25 protein-coding genes and 1 other RNA gene are annotated in these 21,100 nt (G+C 66.0%); 13 read left to right on the top strand and 13 right to left on the bottom strand.

Going from position 1 to position 21,100, the window contains the following annotated elements:
- Positions 1-7 precede the first annotated feature (7 nt).
- The gene (locus U0023_RS05140) at positions 8-217 is read left to right on the top strand and encodes a hypothetical protein (protein WP_009763408.1); all 210 of its coding nucleotides are present in this window, start codon (positions 8-10) and stop codon (positions 215-217) included.
- A gap of 54 nt (positions 218-271) precedes the next feature.
- Here the strand turns inward: U0023_RS05140 and U0023_RS05135 are convergent, their stop codons facing one another.
- Together U0023_RS05135 and U0023_RS05130 are read right to left on the bottom strand one after the other, a co-directional pair.
- Positions 272-991, bottom strand: coding sequence for a DUF1013 domain-containing protein (locus tag U0023_RS05135; protein WP_009763409.1), 720 nt, complete (start codon positions 989-991; stop codon positions 272-274).
- Positions 992-1,143: 152 nt separating this feature from the next.
- Positions 1,144-2,142, bottom strand: a complete 999-nt coding sequence (locus U0023_RS05130) for an NAD(P)H-quinone oxidoreductase (protein ID WP_009763410.1) — start codon at positions 2,140-2,142, stop codon at positions 1,144-1,146.
- A 101-nt stretch (positions 2,143-2,243) separates the two neighbouring features.
- Between U0023_RS05130 and U0023_RS05125 the strand changes: the two genes are divergently transcribed.
- From U0023_RS05125 to U0023_RS05110, 4 genes are all read left to right on the top strand, one after another.
- Positions 2,244-2,450, top strand: coding sequence for a DUF1192 domain-containing protein (locus tag U0023_RS05125; protein ID WP_009763411.1), 207 nt, complete (start codon positions 2,244-2,246; stop codon positions 2,448-2,450).
- Between the two features lie 88 nt (positions 2,451-2,538).
- On the top strand, positions 2,539-2,694 hold the full coding sequence (locus U0023_RS05120) for a hypothetical protein (RefSeq protein WP_154661133.1): 156 nt from the start codon (positions 2,539-2,541) through the stop codon (positions 2,692-2,694).
- A 110-nt stretch (positions 2,695-2,804) separates the two neighbouring features.
- Positions 2,805-3,335 carry a protease adaptor protein RcdA gene (gene rcdA / locus U0023_RS05115; protein ID WP_009763412.1) on the top strand — a complete coding sequence of 177 codons (531 nt, stop codon included), beginning with the start codon at positions 2,805-2,807 and terminating at the stop codon, positions 3,333-3,335.
- 235 nt (positions 3,336-3,570) lie between these two features.
- Positions 3,571-3,909 carry a low affinity iron permease family protein gene (locus U0023_RS05110; RefSeq protein ID WP_009763413.1) on the top strand — a complete coding sequence of 113 codons (339 nt, stop codon included), beginning with the start codon at positions 3,571-3,573 and terminating at the stop codon, positions 3,907-3,909.
- Positions 3,910-3,987: 78 nt separating this feature from the next.
- Here U0023_RS05110 and rpmE read toward each other — a convergent pair whose 3' ends face one another.
- Complete coding sequence (gene rpmE, locus U0023_RS05105) at positions 3,988-4,227, bottom strand: 50S ribosomal protein L31 (protein ID WP_009763414.1); 240 nt, start codon at positions 4,225-4,227, stop codon at positions 3,988-3,990.
- A 164-nt stretch (positions 4,228-4,391) separates the two neighbouring features.
- On the opposite strand from rpmE, the gene U0023_RS05100 reads away from it, so the two are divergent.
- The 3 genes from U0023_RS05100 (at position 4,392) to pip (ending at position 7,516) form a co-directional block, all read left to right on the top strand.
- Complete coding sequence (locus U0023_RS05100; protein WP_040638686.1) at positions 4,392-6,191, top strand: ABC transporter transmembrane domain-containing protein; 1,800 nt, start codon at positions 4,392-4,394, stop codon at positions 6,189-6,191.
- 129 nt (positions 6,192-6,320) lie between these two features.
- Positions 6,321-6,494 (top strand): DUF3606 domain-containing protein, encoded by a 174-nt coding sequence (locus U0023_RS05095; RefSeq protein WP_009763416.1) that lies wholly within the window; start codon positions 6,321-6,323, stop codon positions 6,492-6,494.
- Between the two features lie 68 nt (positions 6,495-6,562).
- Complete coding sequence (pip, locus tag U0023_RS05090; protein WP_009763417.1) at positions 6,563-7,516, top strand: prolyl aminopeptidase; 954 nt, start codon at positions 6,563-6,565, stop codon at positions 7,514-7,516.
- Position 7,517: 1 nt separating this feature from the next.
- Here pip and U0023_RS05085 read toward each other — a convergent pair whose 3' ends face one another.
- The 9 genes from U0023_RS05085 to tkt all read right to left on the bottom strand — a co-directional run bounded on the left by U0023_RS05085 (position 7,518) and on the right by tkt (position 17,802).
- Positions 7,518-8,546 carry a peptidoglycan -binding protein gene (locus U0023_RS05085; RefSeq protein ID WP_009763418.1) on the bottom strand — a complete coding sequence of 343 codons (1,029 nt, stop codon included), beginning with the start codon at positions 8,544-8,546 and terminating at the stop codon, positions 7,518-7,520.
- On the bottom strand, positions 8,546-9,508 hold the full coding sequence (locus U0023_RS05080; RefSeq protein ID WP_009763419.1) for a hypothetical protein: 963 nt from the start codon (positions 9,506-9,508) through the stop codon (positions 8,546-8,548). The genes U0023_RS05085 and U0023_RS05080 overlap by 1 nt, the downstream gene beginning before the upstream one ends.
- A 125-nt stretch (positions 9,509-9,633) precedes the next feature.
- Positions 9,634-10,428, bottom strand: a complete 795-nt coding sequence (locus U0023_RS05075) for an inositol monophosphatase family protein (RefSeq protein ID WP_009763420.1) — start codon at positions 10,426-10,428, stop codon at positions 9,634-9,636.
- A gap of 129 nt (positions 10,429-10,557) precedes the next feature.
- Entirely contained in the window at positions 10,558-11,457 is a 900-nt protein-coding gene (locus tag U0023_RS05070; RefSeq protein ID WP_009763421.1) for a tetratricopeptide repeat protein, read from the bottom strand.
- Entirely contained in the window at positions 11,457-12,107 is a 651-nt protein-coding gene (locus U0023_RS05065) for a thiamine phosphate synthase (RefSeq protein ID WP_009763422.1), read from the bottom strand. Before U0023_RS05065 ends, U0023_RS05070 begins: the two co-directional genes overlap by 1 nt.
- Before the next feature lie 227 nt (positions 12,108-12,334).
- Complete coding sequence (fba, locus tag U0023_RS05060) at positions 12,335-13,423, bottom strand: class II fructose-bisphosphate aldolase (RefSeq protein WP_009763423.1); 1,089 nt, start codon at positions 13,421-13,423, stop codon at positions 12,335-12,337.
- A 119-nt stretch (positions 13,424-13,542) separates the two neighbouring features.
- The gene (locus U0023_RS05055; protein WP_009763424.1) at positions 13,543-14,733 is read right to left on the bottom strand and encodes a phosphoglycerate kinase; all 1,191 of its coding nucleotides are present in this window, start codon (positions 14,731-14,733) and stop codon (positions 13,543-13,545) included.
- Between the two features lie 13 nt (positions 14,734-14,746).
- Positions 14,747-15,754, bottom strand: coding sequence for a type I glyceraldehyde-3-phosphate dehydrogenase (gene gap / locus U0023_RS05050; protein WP_009763425.1), 1,008 nt, complete (start codon positions 15,752-15,754; stop codon positions 14,747-14,749).
- 44 nt (positions 15,755-15,798) lie between these two features.
- On the bottom strand, positions 15,799-17,802 hold the full coding sequence (tkt, locus tag U0023_RS05045) for a transketolase (protein ID WP_009763426.1): 2,004 nt from the start codon (positions 17,800-17,802) through the stop codon (positions 15,799-15,801).
- A 325-nt stretch (positions 17,803-18,127) separates the two neighbouring features.
- Between tkt and U0023_RS05040 the strand changes: the two genes are divergently transcribed.
- A complete protein-coding gene (locus tag U0023_RS05040) occupies positions 18,128-18,424 on the top strand; it encodes a DUF4164 domain-containing protein (RefSeq protein ID WP_322883771.1) in 297 nt (98 codons plus the stop codon).
- A 3-nt stretch (positions 18,425-18,427) separates the two neighbouring features.
- Positions 18,428-18,796: a cell division protein ZapA gene (locus U0023_RS05035; protein WP_009763428.1), complete on the top strand. Its 369-nt coding sequence runs from the start codon at positions 18,428-18,430 to the stop codon at positions 18,794-18,796.
- 210 nt (positions 18,797-19,006) lie between these two features.
- Here the strand turns inward: U0023_RS05035 and U0023_RS05030 are convergent, their stop codons facing one another.
- Positions 19,007-19,288: a hypothetical protein gene (locus tag U0023_RS05030; protein ID WP_009763429.1), complete on the bottom strand. Its 282-nt coding sequence runs from the start codon at positions 19,286-19,288 to the stop codon at positions 19,007-19,009.
- Between the two features lie 178 nt (positions 19,289-19,466).
- Here U0023_RS05030 and ssrS point away from each other — a divergent pair.
- The 3 genes from ssrS to U0023_RS05015 all read left to right on the top strand — a co-directional run bounded on the left by ssrS (position 19,467) and on the right by U0023_RS05015 (position 21,044).
- Positions 19,467-19,623: non-coding RNA, 6S RNA (ssrS, locus tag U0023_RS05025), on the top strand.
- Positions 19,624-19,627: 4 nt separating this feature from the next.
- A complete protein-coding gene (locus tag U0023_RS05020) occupies positions 19,628-20,209 on the top strand; it encodes a 5-formyltetrahydrofolate cyclo-ligase (RefSeq protein WP_009763430.1) in 582 nt (193 codons plus the stop codon).
- A 13-nt stretch (positions 20,210-20,222) separates the two neighbouring features.
- Complete coding sequence (locus tag U0023_RS05015; RefSeq protein WP_009763431.1) at positions 20,223-21,044, top strand: TIGR00282 family metallophosphoesterase; 822 nt, start codon at positions 20,223-20,225, stop codon at positions 21,042-21,044.
- The last annotated feature ends 56 nt before the right edge of the window (positions 21,045-21,100 follow it).

Here is a 21,100-nt window from a genome sequence, read left to right as displayed (position 1 = left end):
CTGACGGATGGCGGAAGAGAAAGAGGACGAGCAGGGCCGTTTCGAAGCCATGCTGGCACAAGCGCTTGGAGACGATGAAAAAGCGCTGGTCCATCGCGCGGCCAAGGATCTGCGCAAGGCAGCGCGAACGGATGCCGTCGGTGCGAAGGCAAGCTTCGAGCTCAACCGGAACAGGCCGGCAAAGCCGCGCCGAAGGCAGCCGAAACGGCAAGGATAGGCGTCCGAAAAGAAAAAGGCCCGGAGTGATCCGGGCCTTTGTGCTTGAGGAAGCTTATTCCTCGTCTTCGTCCTCGTCGCGCTTGAGCTGCTTGAGCTTGGCGAAGACCGAGTTGACGTCGATGTTCTCTTCCTGGGCCGGCTTCGGGCGGCTCATGTCGGCGAAGGGGTCGACCCGCTCGGGGGCCGTGGAGACCTCCGCCGGCATCAGGGTGCCGCCATGGTCCTGGGCCTCGACATGCGGGCGGTCCTTGGCGGCGCGCTGCACCTCGAAGTCGAGGTCGATCTGCGAGCACAGACCCAGCGTCACCGGGTCCATGGGCGAGAGGCTGGCCGAGTTCCAGTGGGTGCGCTCGCGGACCTGCTGGATCGTCGTCTTGGTGGTGCCCACCAGACGCATGATCTGCGCGTCCTTCAGTTCGGGATGGTTGCGCACGAGCCAGAGGATCGCGTTCGGGCGGTCATGGCGGCGGGACACGGGGGTGTAGCGCGGCCCCTTCTTGACCCGCTTCTGCTCGGGCAGCTTCACCCGCGACTCGGCGAGCCGGAGATGATGGTTCGGGTCCTTCTGGGCCTTCTCGATCTCTTCGCGGGTCAGCTGGCCCGTGGTCACCGGGTCGAGCCCCTTGATGCCGGCCGCGACCTCGCCGTCCGCGATGCCCTTCACCTCGAGCGGGTGCAGCTTGCAGAAATCGGCGATCTGGTCGAACGACAGCGATGTATTCTCGACGAGCCAGACGGCTGTCGCCTTCGGCATCAACGGTCCCTGGGACATCTACGTGAACCTCCTTCAGGCCGGGCGCCGGATCGTCGGCGCCGCACGGCAAAACTCTCTCGCGCTCCGAACCGGTCCGGACCGGAGCATCTCGTCTCACGATGTGAGGGAAACGAGATGATTATAGGGATCGTGCCGGTCTGTTGCAAATTTTAAAGGGTGAGAACGATCTTCCCGATATGCTCGCCTCCATCCATGCGGCCATGGGCCTTCGCCACGTCCTCGAAGGCGAAGGTGGAATCCATGACCGGCCTGCACCGCCCCTGCGCCAGGAGCGGCCAGACCTTCTCCTCGAGAGCCTCGGCGATGTCGGCCTTTTCGGCCGGTGAGCGCGGACGCAGGGTCGAACCCGTATGGGTGAGGCGCTTGACCATCAGGCGGCGGAAATCGACCTCGGCCTTGGGGCCTTGGAGGAAGGCGATCTGCACGATCCGGCCATCCTGGGCGGCCGCCTCGTAATTGCGCGAAATGTAGTCGCCACCGACCATGTCGAGGATCACGTCCACGCCCCGGCCGCCCGTGGCCTCCTTGGCGGCGGTCACGAAGTCCTGGTTCCGGTAGTTGATCGCCACATCGGCGCCGAGGCGCAGGCAGGCATCGCATTTGTCCCGGCTGCCGGCCGTGGCGATGACCGTGGCGCCGAACGCCTTGGCAAGCTGGATCGCCGTGGTGCCGATGCCGGAGGTTCCCCCATGGACCAGGAGCGTCTCGCCCGATCGCAGGCGGCCCCGGTCGAACACGTTGGTCCAGACGGTGAAAAAGGTCTCCGGGATGGCGCCCGCCTCCTCGAACGAGAGGCCCGGGGGGATAGGAAGGACATTGCTCTCGTGGACCACGGCATAGTCCGCATAGCCTCCGCCCGGCACCAGGGCCATGACGGGTTCGCCGACCGAAAATCGGGCGGCGTTCGGCCCCGTGGCCGCCACTTCGCCCGCGATTTCGAGCCCGAGGATATCGGGAGCCCCGGGAGGAGGCGGGTAGCCGCCCTGGCGCTGGATCACGTCGGGGCGGTTCACGCCCGCGGCCTTCACGCGCACCAGGATTTCGCCCTCCTTGGGCTTGGGAACGGGGCGCTGGACCACCTTGAGAACCTCCGGTCCTCCGCTTCCCTCGGCAATGACGGCGCGCATCATCTCCGGGATCTGCCCCATTTTTCCCTCCTTTGGTCAACAATCTCCCGGGATATAGGCTTCGTTGGCAAGGAATACATGCCAGATTGACCGAATGACCAACCGTTGAAGAGGAGAATGCCATGGCCCTCGATCCCTTCGCCGATGAACCGCGCCAGATCATGAAAGGGCACGAGATCGGCCAGGATCTCTCGATGCTCTCCATCGACGAACTCGACGAGCGCGTCGAAGTGCTGGAGCAGGAGATCGCCCGCATCAAGGAGGCGAGGGACCGGAAGGAAAACTCCCGCGCGGCGGCGAGCGCCTTCTTCAAGCTGGGGCAGGGCTAACGCCGCTGTAATAAAGGAACGTCCTTAACGGCGCATTAACCATTCCCGGATAGACGTAAAGGCATCCGGGACCCTTCCTGGATGCCGAGTGGCTTTGAAGCCCACTCTGTTCGACGCTTCCCTGTTAGACTTCAAGAGCCGCTCCGTGCGGCTCGATTTTTATGGAGTCGACGCGGCGCTCTTCGCCGAGCGCGTTCTCGGAAGCGAAATCGGGCCCACTTGTCCCGACGAGGCGCCGCCTTAACCTTAAGAAGAGGTTACCGAGGCAAGCCCGATCAGTCCGTCCTATACTCATCTCAACAGTTCGTACCTGCCGCCCGCAAGGAGCGGGAGGCAGTTTTTTGGGAGATGTGCGTGAACGAACCCGACGTGATCCAGCTCGATGTCGATCCTGTCCGGTTCGGGCAGAGCTTCGTGGGGTCCGAGGCCTTCAAGGCGCTCTTCCAGGAGGGCATGGAGCTCATCGAGGAAACGGCTGCCTATCTCGACGGCCCGGGTCGGGAGGAATCCCGCCACCTGCCGCGCCAGGCGAGCCTCGTCTATGCCAGCGAGAGCATGCGTCTCACGACCCGCCTCATGCAGGTCGCGTCATGGCTTCTGCTCCAGCGCGCCGTTGCGGAAGGAGAGATCACGGCCGATCAGGCGCAGCTGGAAAAGAACCGTGTTCGCCTGAACTCGCAGGACACTGCGACCACCATCGCGGAATATGAGGGGCTTCCCGTCCGCCTGCGGGAGCTGATGGGTCTCGCGACCCGGCTTCACGCCCGGATCCTGCATCTCGAGCGCCTCATCACCGAGGCCGAGGAGGCTCCCCGTCCCCCGGCATCGAACCCGGTCGCCGCCCAGCTCGGGATGCTGCAGCGGGCCTTCGGGGCGGTAGAGTAGGCGGGAGGATCGGCTACGTTGCCGCACCCGGCACTAACGCCTCCTTGAAGGGTTGAATCCCTTGCCTGAGGGACTACACCTAACGTGTCGGCCGCTCTTGTGCCGTCAACCTAAGGATATGCAACCCATGTCAAGCGACAGTCGAAAGACCATGCCGTCTCGGGTCCGCGCAGAAGACTGATCGCTCAGCTCTCCTGTGATCGGGCCCGTGGCGGCTGGTCGCGAGGAGAGTTCCATGAAAAAGTTCATCACGAACCGTTTCGAAATCCTGTCCGAGTGGATTTCCGACAACCTGGGCAGCCCCTATGCCTTCATGGCGGCCTGCCTTCTCGTGGCCGTTTGGGCCATTTCCGGCCCCGTCTTCCAGTTCTCCGATACGTGGCAGCTCGTGATCAACACCGGCACCACGATCTGCACCTTCCTGATGGTGTTCCTGCTACAGAACACGGGCAACCGCACCATCGACGAGATGGAGCAGCGCCTGCGCTCGCTGGAACTCCTGAACCGGGAGCTCCTGCGCGAGGTCCGCACCCTGAAGGCGACCGACGAGTCCCCTGTCAGGGAGGCCGCCTGAAGCAGCCTTCGGACAAAACCGCCAAAGAAAAAGCCCCGCCGAAGCGGGGCTTTTCGATTCCGGTCGGAGGGACGCGGATTACTTCTTCGCGCCGAGGCCCAAGCCACCGAACTTCGAGTTGAAGCGCGACACGCGGCCGCCGCGATCGAGCAGCTGCTGCGTACCGCCGGTCCAAGCCGGGTGGGTGTTCGGATCGATGTCGAGGTTGAGGGTGTCGCCCTCTTTGCCGTAGGTCGAGCGGGTCGTGTACTCGGTGCCGTTGGTCATGACCACTTTGATGAAGTGGTAATCGGGGTGATCGGTTTCTTTGCGCGCCATTGCCATAGTCCTTGTTGCGGCCAGCCAGACCTGGTCAGCCCGCAATGTTGAGATCGAGCCTGAATTGATGAATGCGCGCCTATACCTCACTTAAGACCTTGAAACAAGCCGGGGCAAAGGTGCTAAACCGCCCCGTGTGGCGATTCCGTAAAACGCAAGGTGTCATGGCCGATCATTCCCAAGGGCAGACCCGCCCCAAGGCTGCGCTCAGCGCCCTGAAGCCGCTCATCCCCTATGGCCTGGCCTATAAGGGACGGATCGCGGCGGCGCTGGCGGCGCTCGCCGCAGCCTCCGGCGCCACGCTCGTCGTGCCGATCGCGGTGCGGCGGGTCATCGATTTCGGCTTCTCGGACGAGGGCCGCGCCTATATCGGCGCCTATTTCGCCCTCCTGGTCGTGGTGGTGGGCGTCCTCGCCCTGGCCAGCGCCCTTCGCTATTACTGCGTCATCACTCTCGGCGAGCGGGTGGTGGCCGATCTGCGCGCCGCCGTATTCCGGCACCTGACCTCCCTCGATCCCGCCTTCTTCGACCAGACCAAGAGCGGCGAGATCGTCTCCAGGCTCACGGCCGACACCACCCAGGTCAAGGCGGCCTTCGGGGTCAGCATCTCGATCGCCCTGCGCAATCTCTTCCTTTTCCTGGGCGCCACCGCCCTGATGATCATCACGAGCCCGAAGCTCTCGGCGCTCGTTCTTCTCGCCATCCCGGTCATCGTCCTGCCCCTGGTCTTCTCCGGGCGCGCCGTGCGGCGGCGCTCGCGGGCGGCACAGGACCGGCTCGCCGACGCATCGGCCTATGCGGCGGAGGCCATCGGGGCCGTGCGGACCATGCAGGCCTTCGGCATGGAAAGCCTCACCGCCGCCCGCTTCACGGCCGCCGCCGAGGAGGCCTTCGATGCGGCCAGGCTCTCCACCACAATGCGGGCCTTCCTGACCGGTGCCGGCATCTTCCTGGTGTCTGCCAGCGTGGTCGGCGTCCTTTGGTACGGCGCGCAGGATGTGCTGGCCGGGCAGATGACGGGCGGGCGCCTGTCGCAATTCGTGCTCTATGCGGTCTTCGCCGCAAGCTCCCTCGGCCAGCTCTCGGAGGTCTACGGCGAGCTTGCCCAGGCAGCCGGCGCGGCGGAGCGCCTCGGCGAGATCCTCGCGGCGAAGCCCGCCGTCGAGAGGCCGCAGAACCCGAAGCCCCTGCCGGAGCCGCCGCTCGGCACCGTCGCGTTCGAGGACGTGCATTTCGCCTATCCGACCCGCGCCGACCAGCGCGCGATCCACGGCCTGAGCTTTGCGGTGAAATCCGGCGAGCGGGTCGCCATCGTCGGGCCTTCGGGGGCGGGCAAGAGCACGATCCTGCAATTGCTGCTGCGCTTCTACGATCCGCAGAGCGGCACGATCCGGGTCGACGGGGTCGCGGTCCACGAGGCCGATCCCGCCGCCCTGCGGGCCCGGATGGCCCTCGTGCCGCAGGAGCCGACGATCTTCGCCGCCTCCGTCCTCGACAACATCCGCTACGGCCGCCCCGAGGCCACGGAGGACGAGGTTTTCCGCGCCGCCGAACTCGCCTCCGCCGACGGCTTCATCCAGGCTCTTCCGGAAGGCTACCGGACGATGATCGGCGAGCGCGGCGTGACCCTCTCGGGCGGCCAGCGCCAGCGTCTGGCCATTGCCCGGGCGATCCTGAAGGACGCCCCGATCCTGCTCCTCGACGAAGCGACCTCGGCGCTCGACGCGGAGAGCGAGCGCAAGGTCCAGACGGCCCTCGACCGGCTGATGGAAGGACGCACCACCCTGGTCATCGCCCACCGCCTCGCCACGGTCCGGTCTGCCGACCGTATCCTGGTCATGGACAAGGGCGTGATCGTCGAAGAGGGCACCCACGAGACCCTTCTCGCCCAGGGTGGCCTCTACGCGCGTCTCGCCCGCCTCCAGTTCACGAGCGCGCACGGGCATCACGAGGCGGCCGAATAGGCGCTGCCTCAAATTGATGCACGGGCATGGGCTGACATCCGGCTTGTCCTTCCCATCTGACCTGCCCATGGGACCCGAAACCGTTGCGTCGGACCGAAGGCACGCTTGGGATTGGCCGGGAACGCAGGCATGGGCGTCAGCAGGAGACATCCGCAGGACTCGACCCGGATCAACATCCTCGAGCCGTGGGATCTCCAGTACTGGTCCGACCGCTGGAACGTCCCGCGCCCGCAGGTGGTGGAGACCATCCGCCGCGTCGGCGATCAGGTCCAGGACGTCGCCCAGGCTTTGGGGAAGGGGTAGGCGGAAGACGCAGTGATTACCCTTGCATCATGCCTGGCATGGCGGTGCCGGCATGGTAAGCATGGCCCATGCCCGACCTCTATTCTCCTATTGATCCCTATGACTCCGGCATGCTCGATGTGGGCGACGGTCACCGCGTTTATTGGGAAACCTGCGGCAATCCTGCGGGGAAGCCTGCTCTGGTGCTGCATGGAGGGCCAGGGTCCGGCTGCACGGTAAATGCGCGGCGGTATTTCGACCCGGGCGCCTACCGCATTGTGCTCTTCGATCAGCGCGGGAGCGGGCGCAGCACCCCGCATGCCAGCAATCCCGGCATCGACCTCTCTACCAACACCACGCCTCATCTCGTCGCCGATATCGAACGCCTGCGGCAGCATCTCGGAATCGAGCGATGGCTGGTGCTGGGCGGCTCGTGGGGCTCGACCCTGGCACTCGCCTATGCAGAGGAATATCCCGAGCGCGTGACCGAGATGGCCCTGTTCAGCATCGCGACCACGACGGATTCGGAAATCGCGTGGATCACCCAAGGTGTCGGAGCCTTCTTCCCCGAGGCCTGGAGCCGATTCAGGGCTGGCGTGCCCGAGCCGTACCCGGATGGAAGCTTGGTCGAGGCCTATCACCGTCTCCTCATGCATCCGGACGCCGCAATCCACGAGAAGGCCGCGCAGGATTGGTGCGATTGGGAAATGGCCATCGTGGCCGTGCATCCCGCCCACAAGCCTCACCCGCGATACCAGGATCCAGCGTTTCGGTTAGGCTTCGCGCGGCTCGTCACCCATTACTGGCGGAACAGGGCTTGGCTTGAGGATGGTGTCCTGATGCGGAACGCGAACCGCCTCGCGGGCATTCCCGGCATCCTCATTCATGGCAGGCTCGACATCGGCGGTCCGCTCGTCACGCCCTGGAATCTCCAGCGACACTGGCCGGGCAGCGAACTGATCGTCGTGGGCGAAGCCGGGCACGATGCACGCGATCCCGGCATGACGGAGAGCATCGTCGCGGCGACCGATCGCTTCGCGTAGATCACCGCTCCGTCAGCTTCAGCTCGATGCGCCGGTTGCGGGCGTAAGCCTCTTCCGTGTTGCCGTTGTCGAGGGGCTGGAACTCGCCGAAGCCGGCGGCGACGAGGTGCTGGGGCTGGACGCCACGGGCGATCAGGGCCTGGACCACCGCGATGGCGCGGGCCGACGACAGGGCCCAGTTGGACGGGAATTGCGACGTCGCGATGGGGCGCTGGTCGGTGTGGCCGTCGACGCGAATCACCCAGGGAATATCCGGCGGCACCTGACGCTCCAGCTCGATCAATGCGGAGGCGATGCGGTCGATCTCGCCGGAGGCCTCCGGGCGCAGGGTCGCCTGGCCGGCCGGGAAGAGAACTTCGGACTGGAACACGAAGCGGTCGCCGACGATGCGCACGTCCGGCCGGTTGCCGAGGATCTGCCGCAGGCGCCCGAAGAAATCGGACCGGTAGCGCGCCAGCTCCTGCACCCGCTGGGCCAGGGCCACATTGAGGCGGCTGCCGAGATCGGCGATGCGGGCCTGGCTTTCCTTGTCCCGGTTCTCGGAGGCCGCGAGGGCCTCCTCCAGGGCCGCGAGCTGGCGGCGCATGGCGGCGATCTGCTGGTTGAGGATCTCGACCTGGCTCATGGCCCGGCCGGTGGCCTGACGCTCGGTTTCGAGCTGCGTGCCCAGCTCCTGCGCCTGGGCCTGTGCGGCGCCGCCGCTGTCGAGGAGGCCCTGGAGGCGCGCCCGCTCGGCCTCGTTGGCGCGCAGGGTGGTCTGCAGGGACGTGACCGTATCCTCGATGGTGCGCCGGTTCGAGCGCTCCAGGGAGAGAAGGTCGGTCAACTCGGCGATCTGCCGATTCAGGCGGTCGAGGACCGTGTCGCGGCCTGACAATTCGCGGGACAGGAAGAACTGCCCGACCGTGAAGACCGAGATCAGGAAGATGATGGCCAGAAGCAGGGTCGACAGGGCGTCCACGAAGCCCGGCCAGTAATTGAGCTGGCTGCTGCGTCCCCGCCGACGTCCTCCCGCGCTCGACACCGGCATCAGGGCAGCCTTTCACGGGAGATGCGGTCGAGAACCTGCTTCAGCTCCTTCTCGCGGGCGGCCTGGGCCTCGACCCAGTCGCGGATCATCTGCTGCTCCGCCCGCATGTGCTGGACGAGGCCCTGGACACCCTCGGCCAGGTTGGCCATGGCCTGGGTCGCGGCCCTGCCGCCTGCGCCATCGTTGACGGCGGCGGTGAGCCGGTTCAACGCCACCGTCAGGTCGTGCGAGGTGCCGGGGCGCATGGTGGTGTCGGTGGGCGTGTCCAGGGTGGAGACCGCAAGCCAGTCCTCCAGCTCCGTGTAGAAGCGGCTCTGGGCCTGGCCGGCCTGGAGGTCGAGGAAGCCGAGGACGAGGGAGCCGGCAAGGCCGAACAGGGATGCGGAGAAGGACAGGCCCATGCCCTGGAGCGGGCCGGCAAGCGAGTTCTTCAGCTCGTCGAAGAGAACGGCGGTGTCCTGCCCGGTGCGCAGCGACGAGATGATGCGCCCGACCGAGCCGACCGTGTCGATGAGACCCCAGAAGGTGCCGAGGAGGCCCAGGAAAACCAGGAGGCCCGCGAGATAGCGCACGATCTCGCGGCTCTCGTCGAGGCGGGCCCCGATGGAGTCCAGGACCGAGCGGGTCGCCGCGACGGAAAAGCCGGCTTGGCCGGGCCGGTTGCCGAGGAGGGCGGCCAGGGGGGCCAGCAGGACCGGCGGGGAGGGGGCGACGAGCCCTTCCTCGGTCTGACGGAGAGTATTGACCCACCGTACTTCCGGAAAAAGCCGCCAGGGCTGCCGGATGGCCAGTACGATGCCGATGAACATGACGCCCAGAATCAGGGCGTTCAGGCCCGGATTGGCCTGGAAGGCCGCCCAGATCTGCCGGTAGAGGATGAAGGCGACGAACCCTGCCAGAACCAGGAAGACCGCCATGCGGATCAGATAAATCCGCGGTGGGGTAAGGGGTTGGTCCGCCATCGTTATCCTGTGCATTGGTGCTTCGGAGCTGCACCAATGTGACCGCGCCTGTCCGAAGGATCAAGCGCGACCATGGCCGACTTCAACGGGACGAACAGAAATATCGGCCGGAAACGGCCCGGGACTTACCCCTTGGCCTTCTTCAGGAGCTTGAGCAGCTCGCGGTGCATCACCTCGTTGCCGCAGGCGACGGAGCCCTTGGCCATGGGGTCGCTGCCGCCGTCCGCGTCGGACACGAAGCCGCCCGCCTCGCGGATCATCAGGATCCCGGCGGCGATGTCCCAGGTGTTCAGGCCACGCTCCCAGTAGGCGTCGAAGCGCCCGCAGGCCACGTAGGCGAGGTCAAGGGCGGCGGCGCCCCAGCGGCGCATGCCGCCCACATTGCCCATGACGGCGGCGCATTCGCGCAGGAAGAGGCCGTGGTCGCCCTTGCCGATATGCGGCAGGCCGCAGGCGACGACCGCATCCGGCACGTCGGTGCGGGCCGCCACACGGATGCGGCGGTTGTTGAGATAGGCGCCCTTGCCCTTCTCGGAGATGAAGAGCTCGTCCTTGGCAGGATCGTAGATCACGCCGGCGACGATCTGGCCGTCGCGCTCCAGGCCGATCGAGATGGCGAATTGGGGCAGGCCGTGCAGGAAGTTGGTGGTGCCGTCGAGCGGGTCGATATGCCAGCGATGGCTCTGGTCGGTGCCCTCGACGACGCCTTGCTCCTCCATGACGAAGCCGTAGCCGGGACGGGCCTTTTCGAGCGCCTCGCGCAGGATCTTCTCCGCCTTGCGATCGGCCGCGGAAACGAAGTCGCCAGGCCCTTTCCGAGAGACCTGCAGGTTCTCCACCTCACCGAAATCGCGCTTGAGCGAGCGCGAAGCCTTCATCACGGCATCGGTCATGACGGTCATGAGGGGCGAACGGATCATCGGGCAAGTCCTGGCAAAGAGCGGTTTTGAAATGAAGAGTGGTCGATGGACCACGCGAGGGTTCGCGTCAAGCGGTGGTCAACCGAGCAGCGGCGCGAATGATCCCTCGCAGGGTGGACTCTCATGCGCTCAGCGCATGCCGAGCCGTTCGGCCGCGAGCTTTTCGGCGCGCTTGCGGTCCTCTGCGCTCAGGTCCTTGAAGGCCTGGTCGAGCCAGGGATCGGCGAGGCCCTGGGCGGCCGCCAGAATGTGCCAGGCCGCCCCATCGACCTTGTTGGCGGGAACGCCGCGGCCGGCGACCAGCAGGCGAGCGAGGCGGTTCTGGGCGATGGCGTTGCCCTTCGCAGCGGCCCGGCGGAAATAGCGTGCGGCCTGGGATTCGCTGGCCGGTACACCATCCCCGTTAAAGAGCAGGATCGCGTATTCCACCTCGCCGACCGAGCTGCCGTTGCTGGCCGCGCGTTCGAAGAGGCGGGCAGCCTCGGTGGAGTTCCGCTCCACGCCCCGGCCTTTGAGGTAGAGCACGCCGAGGGCGTGCTGCGCATCGGGGATCTCGGCCGCCGACGCCTTCCGCAGCAGCTCGACGGCCTTCTTCAGGTCCTCGTCGTTGCCGCTGGTGAGCAGGAGCAGGGCAAGGTTATGCGAGGCCAGCGCATTGCCCTTGGCGGCGGCCTGTTCGAGCCAGGTCCGACCTTGGGCGGGGTTCTTGGGCATGCCGCGCCCGTCGAGGGCCATGAGGCCGAGGGACGCGAGCGCGTTGGCGTCGCCGCGTCCTGCCGCCAGACGGTACCACTCGGAGGCCTTCTTCGGGTCCATGGCGACCCCGAGGCCCTGATTGTAGAGCTCGCCGAGAAGCGTCATGGCGGCGGCGTCGTTAGCGTTCTTCTCAAGCCGCAGGTTCGCCTCGCGGAAGGCCGTCTGGTAGAGGCCGCGCTGATAGGCGCCATAGGCGAGGTCGGGCTCCGCTGCATGGCTCAGCGTCGCGGAGGCCGCCAGAAAGGCCGCGCCGATGATCCAGGACGAGCGCATCAGCGCGTGGCCTCCTGCCGCTCCAGGATCTCGGCCGCCGCTTTCACGGCGGCCGCGGGGCCCTCCGCATGGGTCCAGACCGCGTCGCCGAGGGCGACGAATTCGGCGTTCGTGGCCGCCAGGGGCTCGACCGCGTCGAGGCTCGGGGCATAGGCGACGCAGGGCGTCTCGAAGATCTCGGCCCACCAGGAGGCGCGCTCCACCACGCTTTCCAGGGACGGCAGGGAGCCGTCCGGGCGCGGTTCGCCGAAGAGCAGGTAATCGGCCCCAGCCTCTCCCAGGGTCATGGCGTCATCCTTGGTGCGGATCGCCCCCACGCCGACGGCGCGCTCGGATTTCAGTCTCTCGCGCAACTCGCGCACGAGGGCCGGATCGCCCGGTACATGGACACCGTCGGCGCCACCCCGGGCGGCGACATTCGCGAGATCCGCCTTGCCGTCGGATGAGACGAGCACGGCTGCTCCGTGTTCCTGCGCGGCCGGGGCGAGCGCCTTCACCAGATTGATCAGGCTCCGCTCGTCGGCGGGGGCCAAGCGCAGAAGGACGGCCGCCACGGATCCGGCTCCGCAGGCTTCCGCGAGGCGCGGCGCGAAGGAGGAATCCTCCAGGACGGGGGTGATGAGGTAGAGGCGGGCGGCAGTGTCGGCCATGGATCACAGGTCACAAAAAGGGAAGACTGGTTCCCATAACGAAAACGGGGCCATCTTGCGAGGCCCCGCTTGTCGATCATGATTAAGGCGAAAGACTGATCGGTGAAATCTCGGTTGAGCCGTTCCCGTCATGGCCGGCCTTGTGCCGGCCATCCCGGTACTGTGAGGCGCCGGGCCTCTCCGATCGAGATCACCGGCACAAGGCCGGTGATGACGTGGAGGGTTTCTTACTCCGCCGCCTGACGGCTGGTGCCGAAGGTCGGGTCGAGTTCGCCCGAGGCGTAGCGCTTGGCCATCTCGGCAAGCGTGAACACGCGCTTGATCTTCGAGGCCTGGCCGGCGGTGTTGAATTCCTGCAGGCGCTGCTTGCAGAGCTTCGTCATGGCCTCCATGGCGGGCTTCAGGTACTTGCGCGGATCGAACTCGCCCGGGTTCTCGGTCAGGATCTTGCGGATCTGGCCGGTCATCGCCATGCGGTTGTCGGTGTCGATGTTGATCTTGCGCACGCCGTGCTTGATGCCGCGCTGGATCTCTTCCACCGGCACGCCCCAGGTCGGCTTCATCTGGCCGCCGTACTGGTTGATGATGTCCTGCAGGTCCTGCGGCACCGAGGACGAGCCGTGCATCACCAGGTGGGTGTTCGGGAGCTTCTTGTGGATCTCCTCGATCACGTGCATGGCGAGGATCGCACCGTCGGGCTTGCGGGTGAACTTGTAGGCGCCGTGCGAGGTGCCCATGGCGATGGCGAGCGCGTCGACCTTGGTCTCGGCCACGAACTTCACCGCCTCGTCGGGATTCGTCAGCAGCTGGTCGTGCGACAGCTTTCCCTCGGCCCCATGGCCGTCCTCGGCTTCGCCTTCACCGGTTTCCAGGGAGCCGAGCACGCCGAGCTCGCCTTCCACCGAGATGCCGCCGAGATGGGCCATCTCCACCACCTTCCGGGTGACGCCCACATTGTAGTCCCAGTCGCCCGGGGTCTTGCCGTCGGCCTTGAGCGAGCCGTCCATCATCACCGAGGTGAAACCGGCCTGGATCGCCGTCATGCAGGTAGAGGGCTCGTTGCCGTGGTCGAGATGCACGCAGACCGGGATGTGCGGATAGATCTCGGTCACCGCGTCCATCATGTGCTTGAGCATGACGTCGTTGGCGTAGGAGCGCGCACCGCGGCTCGCCTGGATGATCACCGGCGCGTCGACCTCGTTGGCCGCCGCCATGATCGCCAGCGCCTGCTCCATGTTGTTGATGTTGAAGGCAGGCACGCCATAGCCTTGCTCGGCTGCGTGATCCAGAAGCTGCCTCATGGTGATGCGTGCCATCTCGTCCTCCTTATTGGGCGGGTCGTTTTAAACGCGCCGAAACTGAACCTGAGCTTAAACGGGCCCGGAACCGCATGTCCCGGGCGAGAAAGGGTTAATATCCTCGCCGGGAAGGTCCTTCAGGCCCTCAGCGCTTCCACGCCGGGCAGCGACTTGCCTTCGAGCCATTCGAGGAAGGCGCCGCCTGCCGTCGATACATAGGTGAAGTCGTCCGCGACGCCAGCGTGGTTGAGCGCGGCCACCGTATCGCCGCCGCCGGCGACGGAGACGAGCTTGCCCTCCTTGGTGCGCTGGGCCGCATGGCGGGCGGCCGCGACCGTGCCCTGGTCGAAGGGCGCGATCTCGAAGGCGCCGAGCGGGCCGTTCCAGACGAGCGTCGCCGCGTCGTTGATGGCGGCCGAGATGCGCTCGACCGATTGGGAGCCCACGTCCAGGATCATCTGATCCTCGGGGATCGCGTCGATGCCGTAGGTGTGGTTGGGGGCGCCCGCCTTGAACTCGTAGGCGCAGACGCCGTCCACGGGCAGGATGATGGCGCAGTTGGAGGTGCGTGCCTTCTCGATGATGCGCATGGCGGTGGCCGCCAGGTCCTTCTCGGCCAGCGACTTGCCGATCCCGAGCCCCATCGCATGGACGAAGGTGTTGGCCATGCCGCCGCCGATTACGAGCGCGTCGACCTTGGCCACGAGATTTTCGAGAAGGTCGATCTTGGTCGAAACCTTGGCGCCGCCCACGATGGCGACGACCGGGCGCTTGGGAGCCTCGAGACCCTTGGTCAGGGCATCGAGTTCCGCCTGCATGGTGCGGCCCGCATAGGCCGGCAGCGCCCGGGCGAGGCCCTCGGTGGAGGCGTGGGCGCGATGCGCGGCCGAGAAGGCGTCGTTGACGTAGAGGTCGCCGAGCTTCGCCAGTTCCTGGACGAAGGCCGGATCGTTCTTCTCCTCGCCCGCGTGGAAGCGGGTGTTCTCGAGAAGAAGCACGTCGCCGTCCTTGAGGGCGTCGACGGCCTGGGCGGCGCTTTCGCCGATGCAGTCATCGGCGAAAGCGATCGGTTTCCCGAGATGCTTCGAGACCGCTTCCGCGACGGGCTTCAGGGACTCCTTGAGATCGCGCCCTTTCGGGCGTCCGAAATGGGCGAGAAGGATCACCCTTCCGCCCTTGTCGGCGATCTCCCGGATGGTGGGAAGGACGCGCTCGATGCGCGTCGCGTCCGTCACCCGGCCGTTCTCCATCGGGACGTTGAGGTCGACCCGGACGAGAACGCGTTTTCCCTTGACGTCGGCCTGGTCGAGCGTGCGGAAGGCGGTCATGAAGCGGCCTCCCTTAGATGAGCTTCGCCATGGCGACGGCGGTGTCCGCCATGCGGTTTGAGAAGCCCCATTCGTTGTCGTACCAGGACAGCACGCGCACGAAGTTGCCCTCCATCACCTTGGTCTGGTCCAGGTGGAACACGGAGGAATGCGGGTCGTGGTTGAAGTCCGACGAGACGTTCGGCTGGTTGGTGTAGCCGAGGATGCCCTTCAGCGGGCCGTCGGCCGCAGCCTTGATCGCCGCGTTGATCTCTTCCTTCGTGGTGTTCTTCTTGGCCACGAACTTGAAGTCGACCACGGAGACGTTCGGGGTCGGCACGCGGATCGACGAGCCGTCGAGCTTGCCGTTGAGGTCGGGCAGGACGAGGCCCACCGCCTTGGCGGCACCGGTCGAGGTCGGGATCATGTTCAGGGCCGCCGCGCGGGCGCGGTAGAGGTCCTTGTGCATCTGATCCAGCGTCGGCTGGTCGTTGGTGTAGGAGTGGATCGTGGTCATGAAGCCCTTCTCGATGCCCACCGCCTCATGAAGCACCTTCGCCACGGGGGCGAGGCAGTTCGTGGTGCAGGAAGCGTTCGAGATGACCACATGGTCCTTGGTCAGCTTGTCGTGGTTGACGCCGTAGACGACCGTGAGGTCGGCGCCGTCGGCGGGAGCCGACACGATGACGCGCTTGGCGCCGGCGGTGAGATGCGCGGAAGCCTTCTCCTTCGAGGTGAAGATGCCGGTGCATTCCATGGCGATGTCGACGCCGAGCTCACGATGCGGCAGGGTCGCCGGATCCTTGATCGCCGTCACGCGGATCTTCTGGCCGTTGATGACGAGGAACTCGCCGTCGACCTGCACGTCCGCCGGAAAGCGGCCATGGACGGAATCGAAGCGGAGCAGGTGAGCGTTCGTCTCGACCGGGCCGAGGTCGTTGATGGCAACCACCTCGATGTCCTTGCGGCCGCTTTCCACGATGCCGCGGAGGATGTTGCGTCCGATGCGACCGAATCCGTTGATCGCGACCTTCACCGTCATAGTCTTAGCTCCCTTGTGTAACGAGGCCTCAGGTTTCTCGTGCCTCAGAGATTATGTGTCCGAAGAACCTTTTCAGCCACGGCCTCGGGGGTGATGCCGAAGTGCTTGTAAAGGTCCTTGTAGGGCGCACTGGCGCCAAACCCATGCATGCCGACGAAAATTCCGTCGGGGCCGATGACCGAATCCCAGCCGAAGCGCACGGCGGCCTCGACCGCGACCTTGATCGGCGCATCGCCGATGATCTCCCGGCGCACCTTCTCGGGCTGGGCCAGGAACAGGTCGAGCGAGGGCACCGACACGACGCGGACGGCGAAGCTCTGTTGCTCCAGGAGCTTCTGGGCCGCAAGCGCGATCTCCACCTCGGAGCCCGATGCGAAGATCGTCGCGCGGGCCTGGCCGTTGGCCGGCGACAGCTCGTAGGCGCCGGTGGCCGAGAGGTTCTGCGCGCCGCCTTCCTTGCGGACCTGCGGCAGGTTCTGGCGGGTGAGCGCGAGCGTCGTCGGGCCGTCGGTGCGCTCGAGCGCCATCTGCCAGGCTTCCGCCGTCTCGATGGCGTCGGCCGGACGGAACACGCGCATCTTCGGCATGGACCGCAGGGCGGCCAGGTGCTCCACCGGCTGGTGGGTCGGGCCGTCTTCGCCGAGGCCGATGGAATCGTGGGTCATCACATAGATGGCCGGGATGCCGGCGAGCGACGCGATGCGCATGGCGGGCCGCGCATAATCGGTGAAGACCAGGAAGGTCGCGCCGGCCGGAACGTAGCCGCCATGGAGCGCGATGCCGTTCATGGCCGCCGCCATGCCGTGCTCGCGGATGCCGTAATGGATGTAGCGGCCAGCAAAGTTGCCCGGCGAGATGGCGGTCAGATTCTTGGTCTTGGTGTTGTTGGAGGGCGTCAGGTCCGCGGAACCCAGCACCAATTCCGGCACGGCCTCGGTGATCACCTCGAGGGCGATCTCGCTGGCCTTGCGGGTGGCGACATTCTGCGGCTCGGCGACGAGCCGGTCCTTCAGCTTGGCGATGGCCGAAGTGAGGCCTTCGGGGCGCACACCCTTCACCCGGCGCTCGAACTCGGCGCGGGTCTCGGGCGCGAGAGCCTTCAGGCGGTCTTCCCAGGCCTTGCGCTGGCGGCGGCCCTTCTTGCCGGCCTTCGCCCAGGCGTCACGGATGTTGTTCGGGATTTCGAAGGGAGCATGGCCCCAGCCGTAAGCGGTCTTGGCGCCCGCCAGCTCCTCGGCGCCCAGCGGCTCGCCGTGGGCCTTGGAGGTGCCGGCCTTCTTGGGGGCGCCGTATCCGATGGTGGTCTTGCACGCGATCAGGGTCGGCTTGTCGGACTTCTGGGCGCGGGAAATAGCGCGCTGCAGGGCCTTCGGATCGTGGCCGTCCACCCGCACGGCATTCCAGCCGCAGGCCTGGAAGCGCTTCACCTGGTCGACCGAGTCCGAGATGGAAAGCGGGCCGTCGATGGAGATGCCGTTGTCGTCCCACAGGACGATCATGCGGTTGAGCTTCAGGTGACCTGCCAGGGCGATGGCCTCATGGCTGATGCCTTCCATCAGGTCGCCGTCGGAGGCGAGCACGTAGGTGTGGTGATCGACGAGGTCGTTGCCGTATTCGGCGTTCAGCATCCGCTCGGCGAGCGCGAAGCCGACCGCCGTGGCGATGCCCTGGCCCAGCGGGCCCGTGGTGGTCTCGACGCCCGGCGTCATGAAGTTCTCGGGATGGCCCGGAGTCTTGGAATCGAGCTTGCGGAAGTTCTTCAGTTCCTCGACGGTCATGCCTTTGACGCCCGTCAGGTGGAGGAGGGCGTAGAGCAGCATCGAGCCGTGGCCGGCCGAGAGGATGAAGCGGTCGCGGTCCGGCCAGGTCGGGTCGGCGGCATCGTATTTCAGGAACTTCGTGAACAGCACCGTCGCCATGTCGGCGGCGCCCATCGGCAGGCCCGGGTGGCCGGATTTGGCTTGTTCCACGGCGTCCATGGCAAGGACGCGCACGGCGTTCGCCAGATCGGAATGAGTGACGCGATCGGCGGAGACGATATCTTGCACGGCGAGATCCACAAGGCTTGAGGCCCCGCAACGGGGCGGTCTGTCTGGAAAAGGCCCGGGCTCCTTAACACGCGGCCAAGGCGAGTCAAAGACCGGAGGGGTGTAATCCCCGCCCGGAGCGGGGCTCGAATGACCAAGAGCGCATCGTGTAACCCGGAAAACCGGGTCCACTTTTCCGCACGATGCCGGAGCACCGGACCCAAAAGTGGGATCCACTTTTGGGCTCGCTCCGATGCTCCTCTCATTGGAGAACGCATCGTGTAACCCGGAAAACCGGGTCCACTTTTCCGCACGATGCGCTAGTGTCGTGGGCGATTCAGGAGGCATGATGGCGCCCACACTCGAGGAAGCGATGAAGCGGCTGGACATGGCCCTGGGCCTTCTGGAGGCCTCCGTGTCCCGTCGCCTGGAGGCCGACAGGCGGCGCGGCGCCCTGGAAACCGAGCTCCAGCTCATGCAGGACGACCGGGCCCGTCTCGCCGTGGAACTCGACGGCGCGCTCACCCGGCTCCACCGCTTCGAAGCGGCGACCGACGATGTCGGTCGGCGGGTCCGCCAGGCCATCGGGGCCGTCCAGACCGTCCTCGCCCAGGCCGGCCAGCTCGAACCGGAGGAGGGCTAGGCCATGCCTCAGGTGACGGTGACGATTGCCGGGCAGACCTATCGCGTTTCCTGCGCCGAGGGCGAGGAGGGGCATCTCGAAGGTCTTGCGGCGTCTTACGATGCCCGGATCGAGGAGATGCGAGCCGCCTTCGGCGAGATCGGCGACCTGCGCCTCCACGTCATGGCGGCCATCGCCCAGGCGGACGAGCTGCACGAGACGAAACGGCGGGTTGCCGCGCTGGAGGCCGAGGTCGCGGCGCTCAACAGCATCAACGCCTCCCGGGACGAGCGTCTGGAGCGGATCGAGACGAGGCTCGCCGAGGGCGTCCAGATGGCGGCCAAGCGGATCGAGGATCTGGCGCGCAGCCTGAACGGGGCAGGGCAAAGCTAGTTTTTCGGGTATGGCAGGTCGATTCCTGCCACGCCATGGCCGGGCTTGTCCCGGCTATCCCGCTTGCATGAAGCGACACGCTTTTCGAAGCGAGATCACCGGTACAGACGCCGGTGACGATGCGAGAGGGGCAAAAGCCGGCGGAGCCGGTTGAACGCCGCCGGCTTTTGCCCTGATCTCAAATCTCGTCCAAGGGGAGAGAATAAGCCCTCAATTCAGCGAGAGACGATACTGACGCTGCCGGAGCTGGGTCAGCAGCTCCACATAGGGCTCCCGCTTTTCGCGATGGGCAGTCTCGATCTTCTTCCTGATGTAATCCTTCAATTCCTGGTCGGGCATGTTCTTCTCGACCTTGTCCAATTCAACCTCATACTCGAAATCGATATTGCCGATCATGTGCAGCACTTCCCTCATCATGGAATCAATGCTGGGAGAGGCGGTGCATTCTTTCCGATACAACTCTTTGAAATTATTACGTTTCAGATGGGCCATGTTTCCTCCATCGAGCGATGGCACATCCCCCACGAGAACAGATTGCGCTCATTTCGGCTCACACGCCACCCCGTAATTTCCCGGAGAGGGTCCCGTTGCCCGTGCCGGGCCGCAAAGATCTCCGGCCCAGCTCCTTTTTCCCCTTCCCCCGGGACCTTCTCGTCCCTATGTAGGGAAGGCGGGGCTGCGGGGCGCGTTAGGAGTTCATTTTCCCCGGGGCCTTATCGATCCTGAAGGGAGCTGTCCCTGACCCGGTCCGTGGACCGGGACATACGGCGCCCACCTACTTTGTAGGTTCCCGGGATCGCTTCTCCGACGGTTTCTGTGGCTCCGCACCTCATGCAATCTCCTCCCCCTCCAGCCTTGAAAGAGCGCCTGCGCGGCGAGGTTCTCTCGCGCCGCGATGCCCTCGACAAGGACTTCCGCCACGAGGCCGGCCGGCGCATCGCCGAGAGCGCCCTCGGCTTCCCCGATCTGAAGGACGTCACCCCCATCGGAGGCTATTGGCCGATCCGTAGCGAGGTCGACCCACGCCCTCTCATGGAAGCGCTGATCGGGCGCGGGCAGGATGTCGCTCTCTCCCAGATCCTCCATCCCCACTTGAGCTGGCGCCTGTGGCAGCCGGGCGACGTGCTGGTCAAAGGCGGCTTTGGCGTGCGCGAGCCCGGCCCCGACGCGCCGGAGGTCTTTCCCAAGGCGCTCATCGTGCCGCTCGTCGCCTTCGACTGCCGGGGAGGGCGCATCGGCTACGGCAAGGGGCATTTCGACCGGGCCATCGCGGCGCTCGAAGCGCAGCATCCGGTCTTGACCATCGGTCTGGCTTATGCGGTTCAGGAGATCGACGAAGTGCCGGTCGAACCCCATGACAGGCTCCTCGACGTTATCATCACCGAAGCCGAACTCATTCGGACCGTGTCCTAGTCAAGGATTCATCATGCGTCTTCTTTTCCTCGGGGACATCGTCGGGCGGCCCGGCCGCAACGCGGTGATCGAGCGGCTGCCGTCCTTACGCGACCGCTGGCGGCTCGACTGCGTGGTCATCAACGGCGAGAACTCCGCCGGGGGCTTCGGCATCACGGAGACAATCTGCGACGAGATCCTGGCCGCCGGCGCCGATGCCATCACGCTCGGCAACCATTCCTGGGACCAGCGCGAGACGCTCGTGTTCATCGAGCGCCAGCCTCGGCTCATCCGCCCGGCGAACTACCCGGCCGGAACGCCGGGACGTGGCGCCAACCTCATCGACACGCGCTCAGGCGCTCGTGTCCTCGTGGTCCAGGCGATGGGCCGTCTCTACATGGACGCCCTCGACGATCCCTTCGCGGCGGTCGACCGGGAGCTGGAAACCTGCCCCCTAGGTCAGGTGGCCGATGCGGTGATCGTCGACTTCCACGCGGAGGCGACGAGCGAGAAGGAGGCCATGGGCCACTACCTCGACGGGCGGGCGAGCCTCGTCGTCGGCACCCACACCCATGTGCCCACCGCCGATCACCGGGTGCTGAAGGGCGGCACCGCCTATATGTCCGACGCGGGCATGTGCGGCGATTACGATTCCGTCCTCGGCATGCAGAAGGAGGAAGCGATCCGCCGCTTCATCCAGAAGACGCCGGGCGCCCGCCTGGAGCCGGGCCTGAACGAGGGCACCCTGTCCGGCATCGCGGTCGAGACGGACGATCGCACCGGCCTGGCCTCGCGCGTGGCCGCCGTGCGGCTCGGGCCGAACCTGGAAGAGACTTGGCCGCGGTTCTGGGATTAGAGAGCCGCCCTTTACCTCGTGCAACACCGCCCCCATCTTGGCGCTACGGAGGACAA

The sequence above is a fragment of the Microvirga lotononidis genome (assembly GCF_034627025.1).
GTDB lineage: Bacteria > Pseudomonadota > Alphaproteobacteria > Rhizobiales > Beijerinckiaceae > Microvirga > Microvirga lotononidis.
The sequence above is the reverse complement of the archived record's forward strand: the minus strand, read 5'-3'. Positions and strand labels throughout refer to the sequence as shown.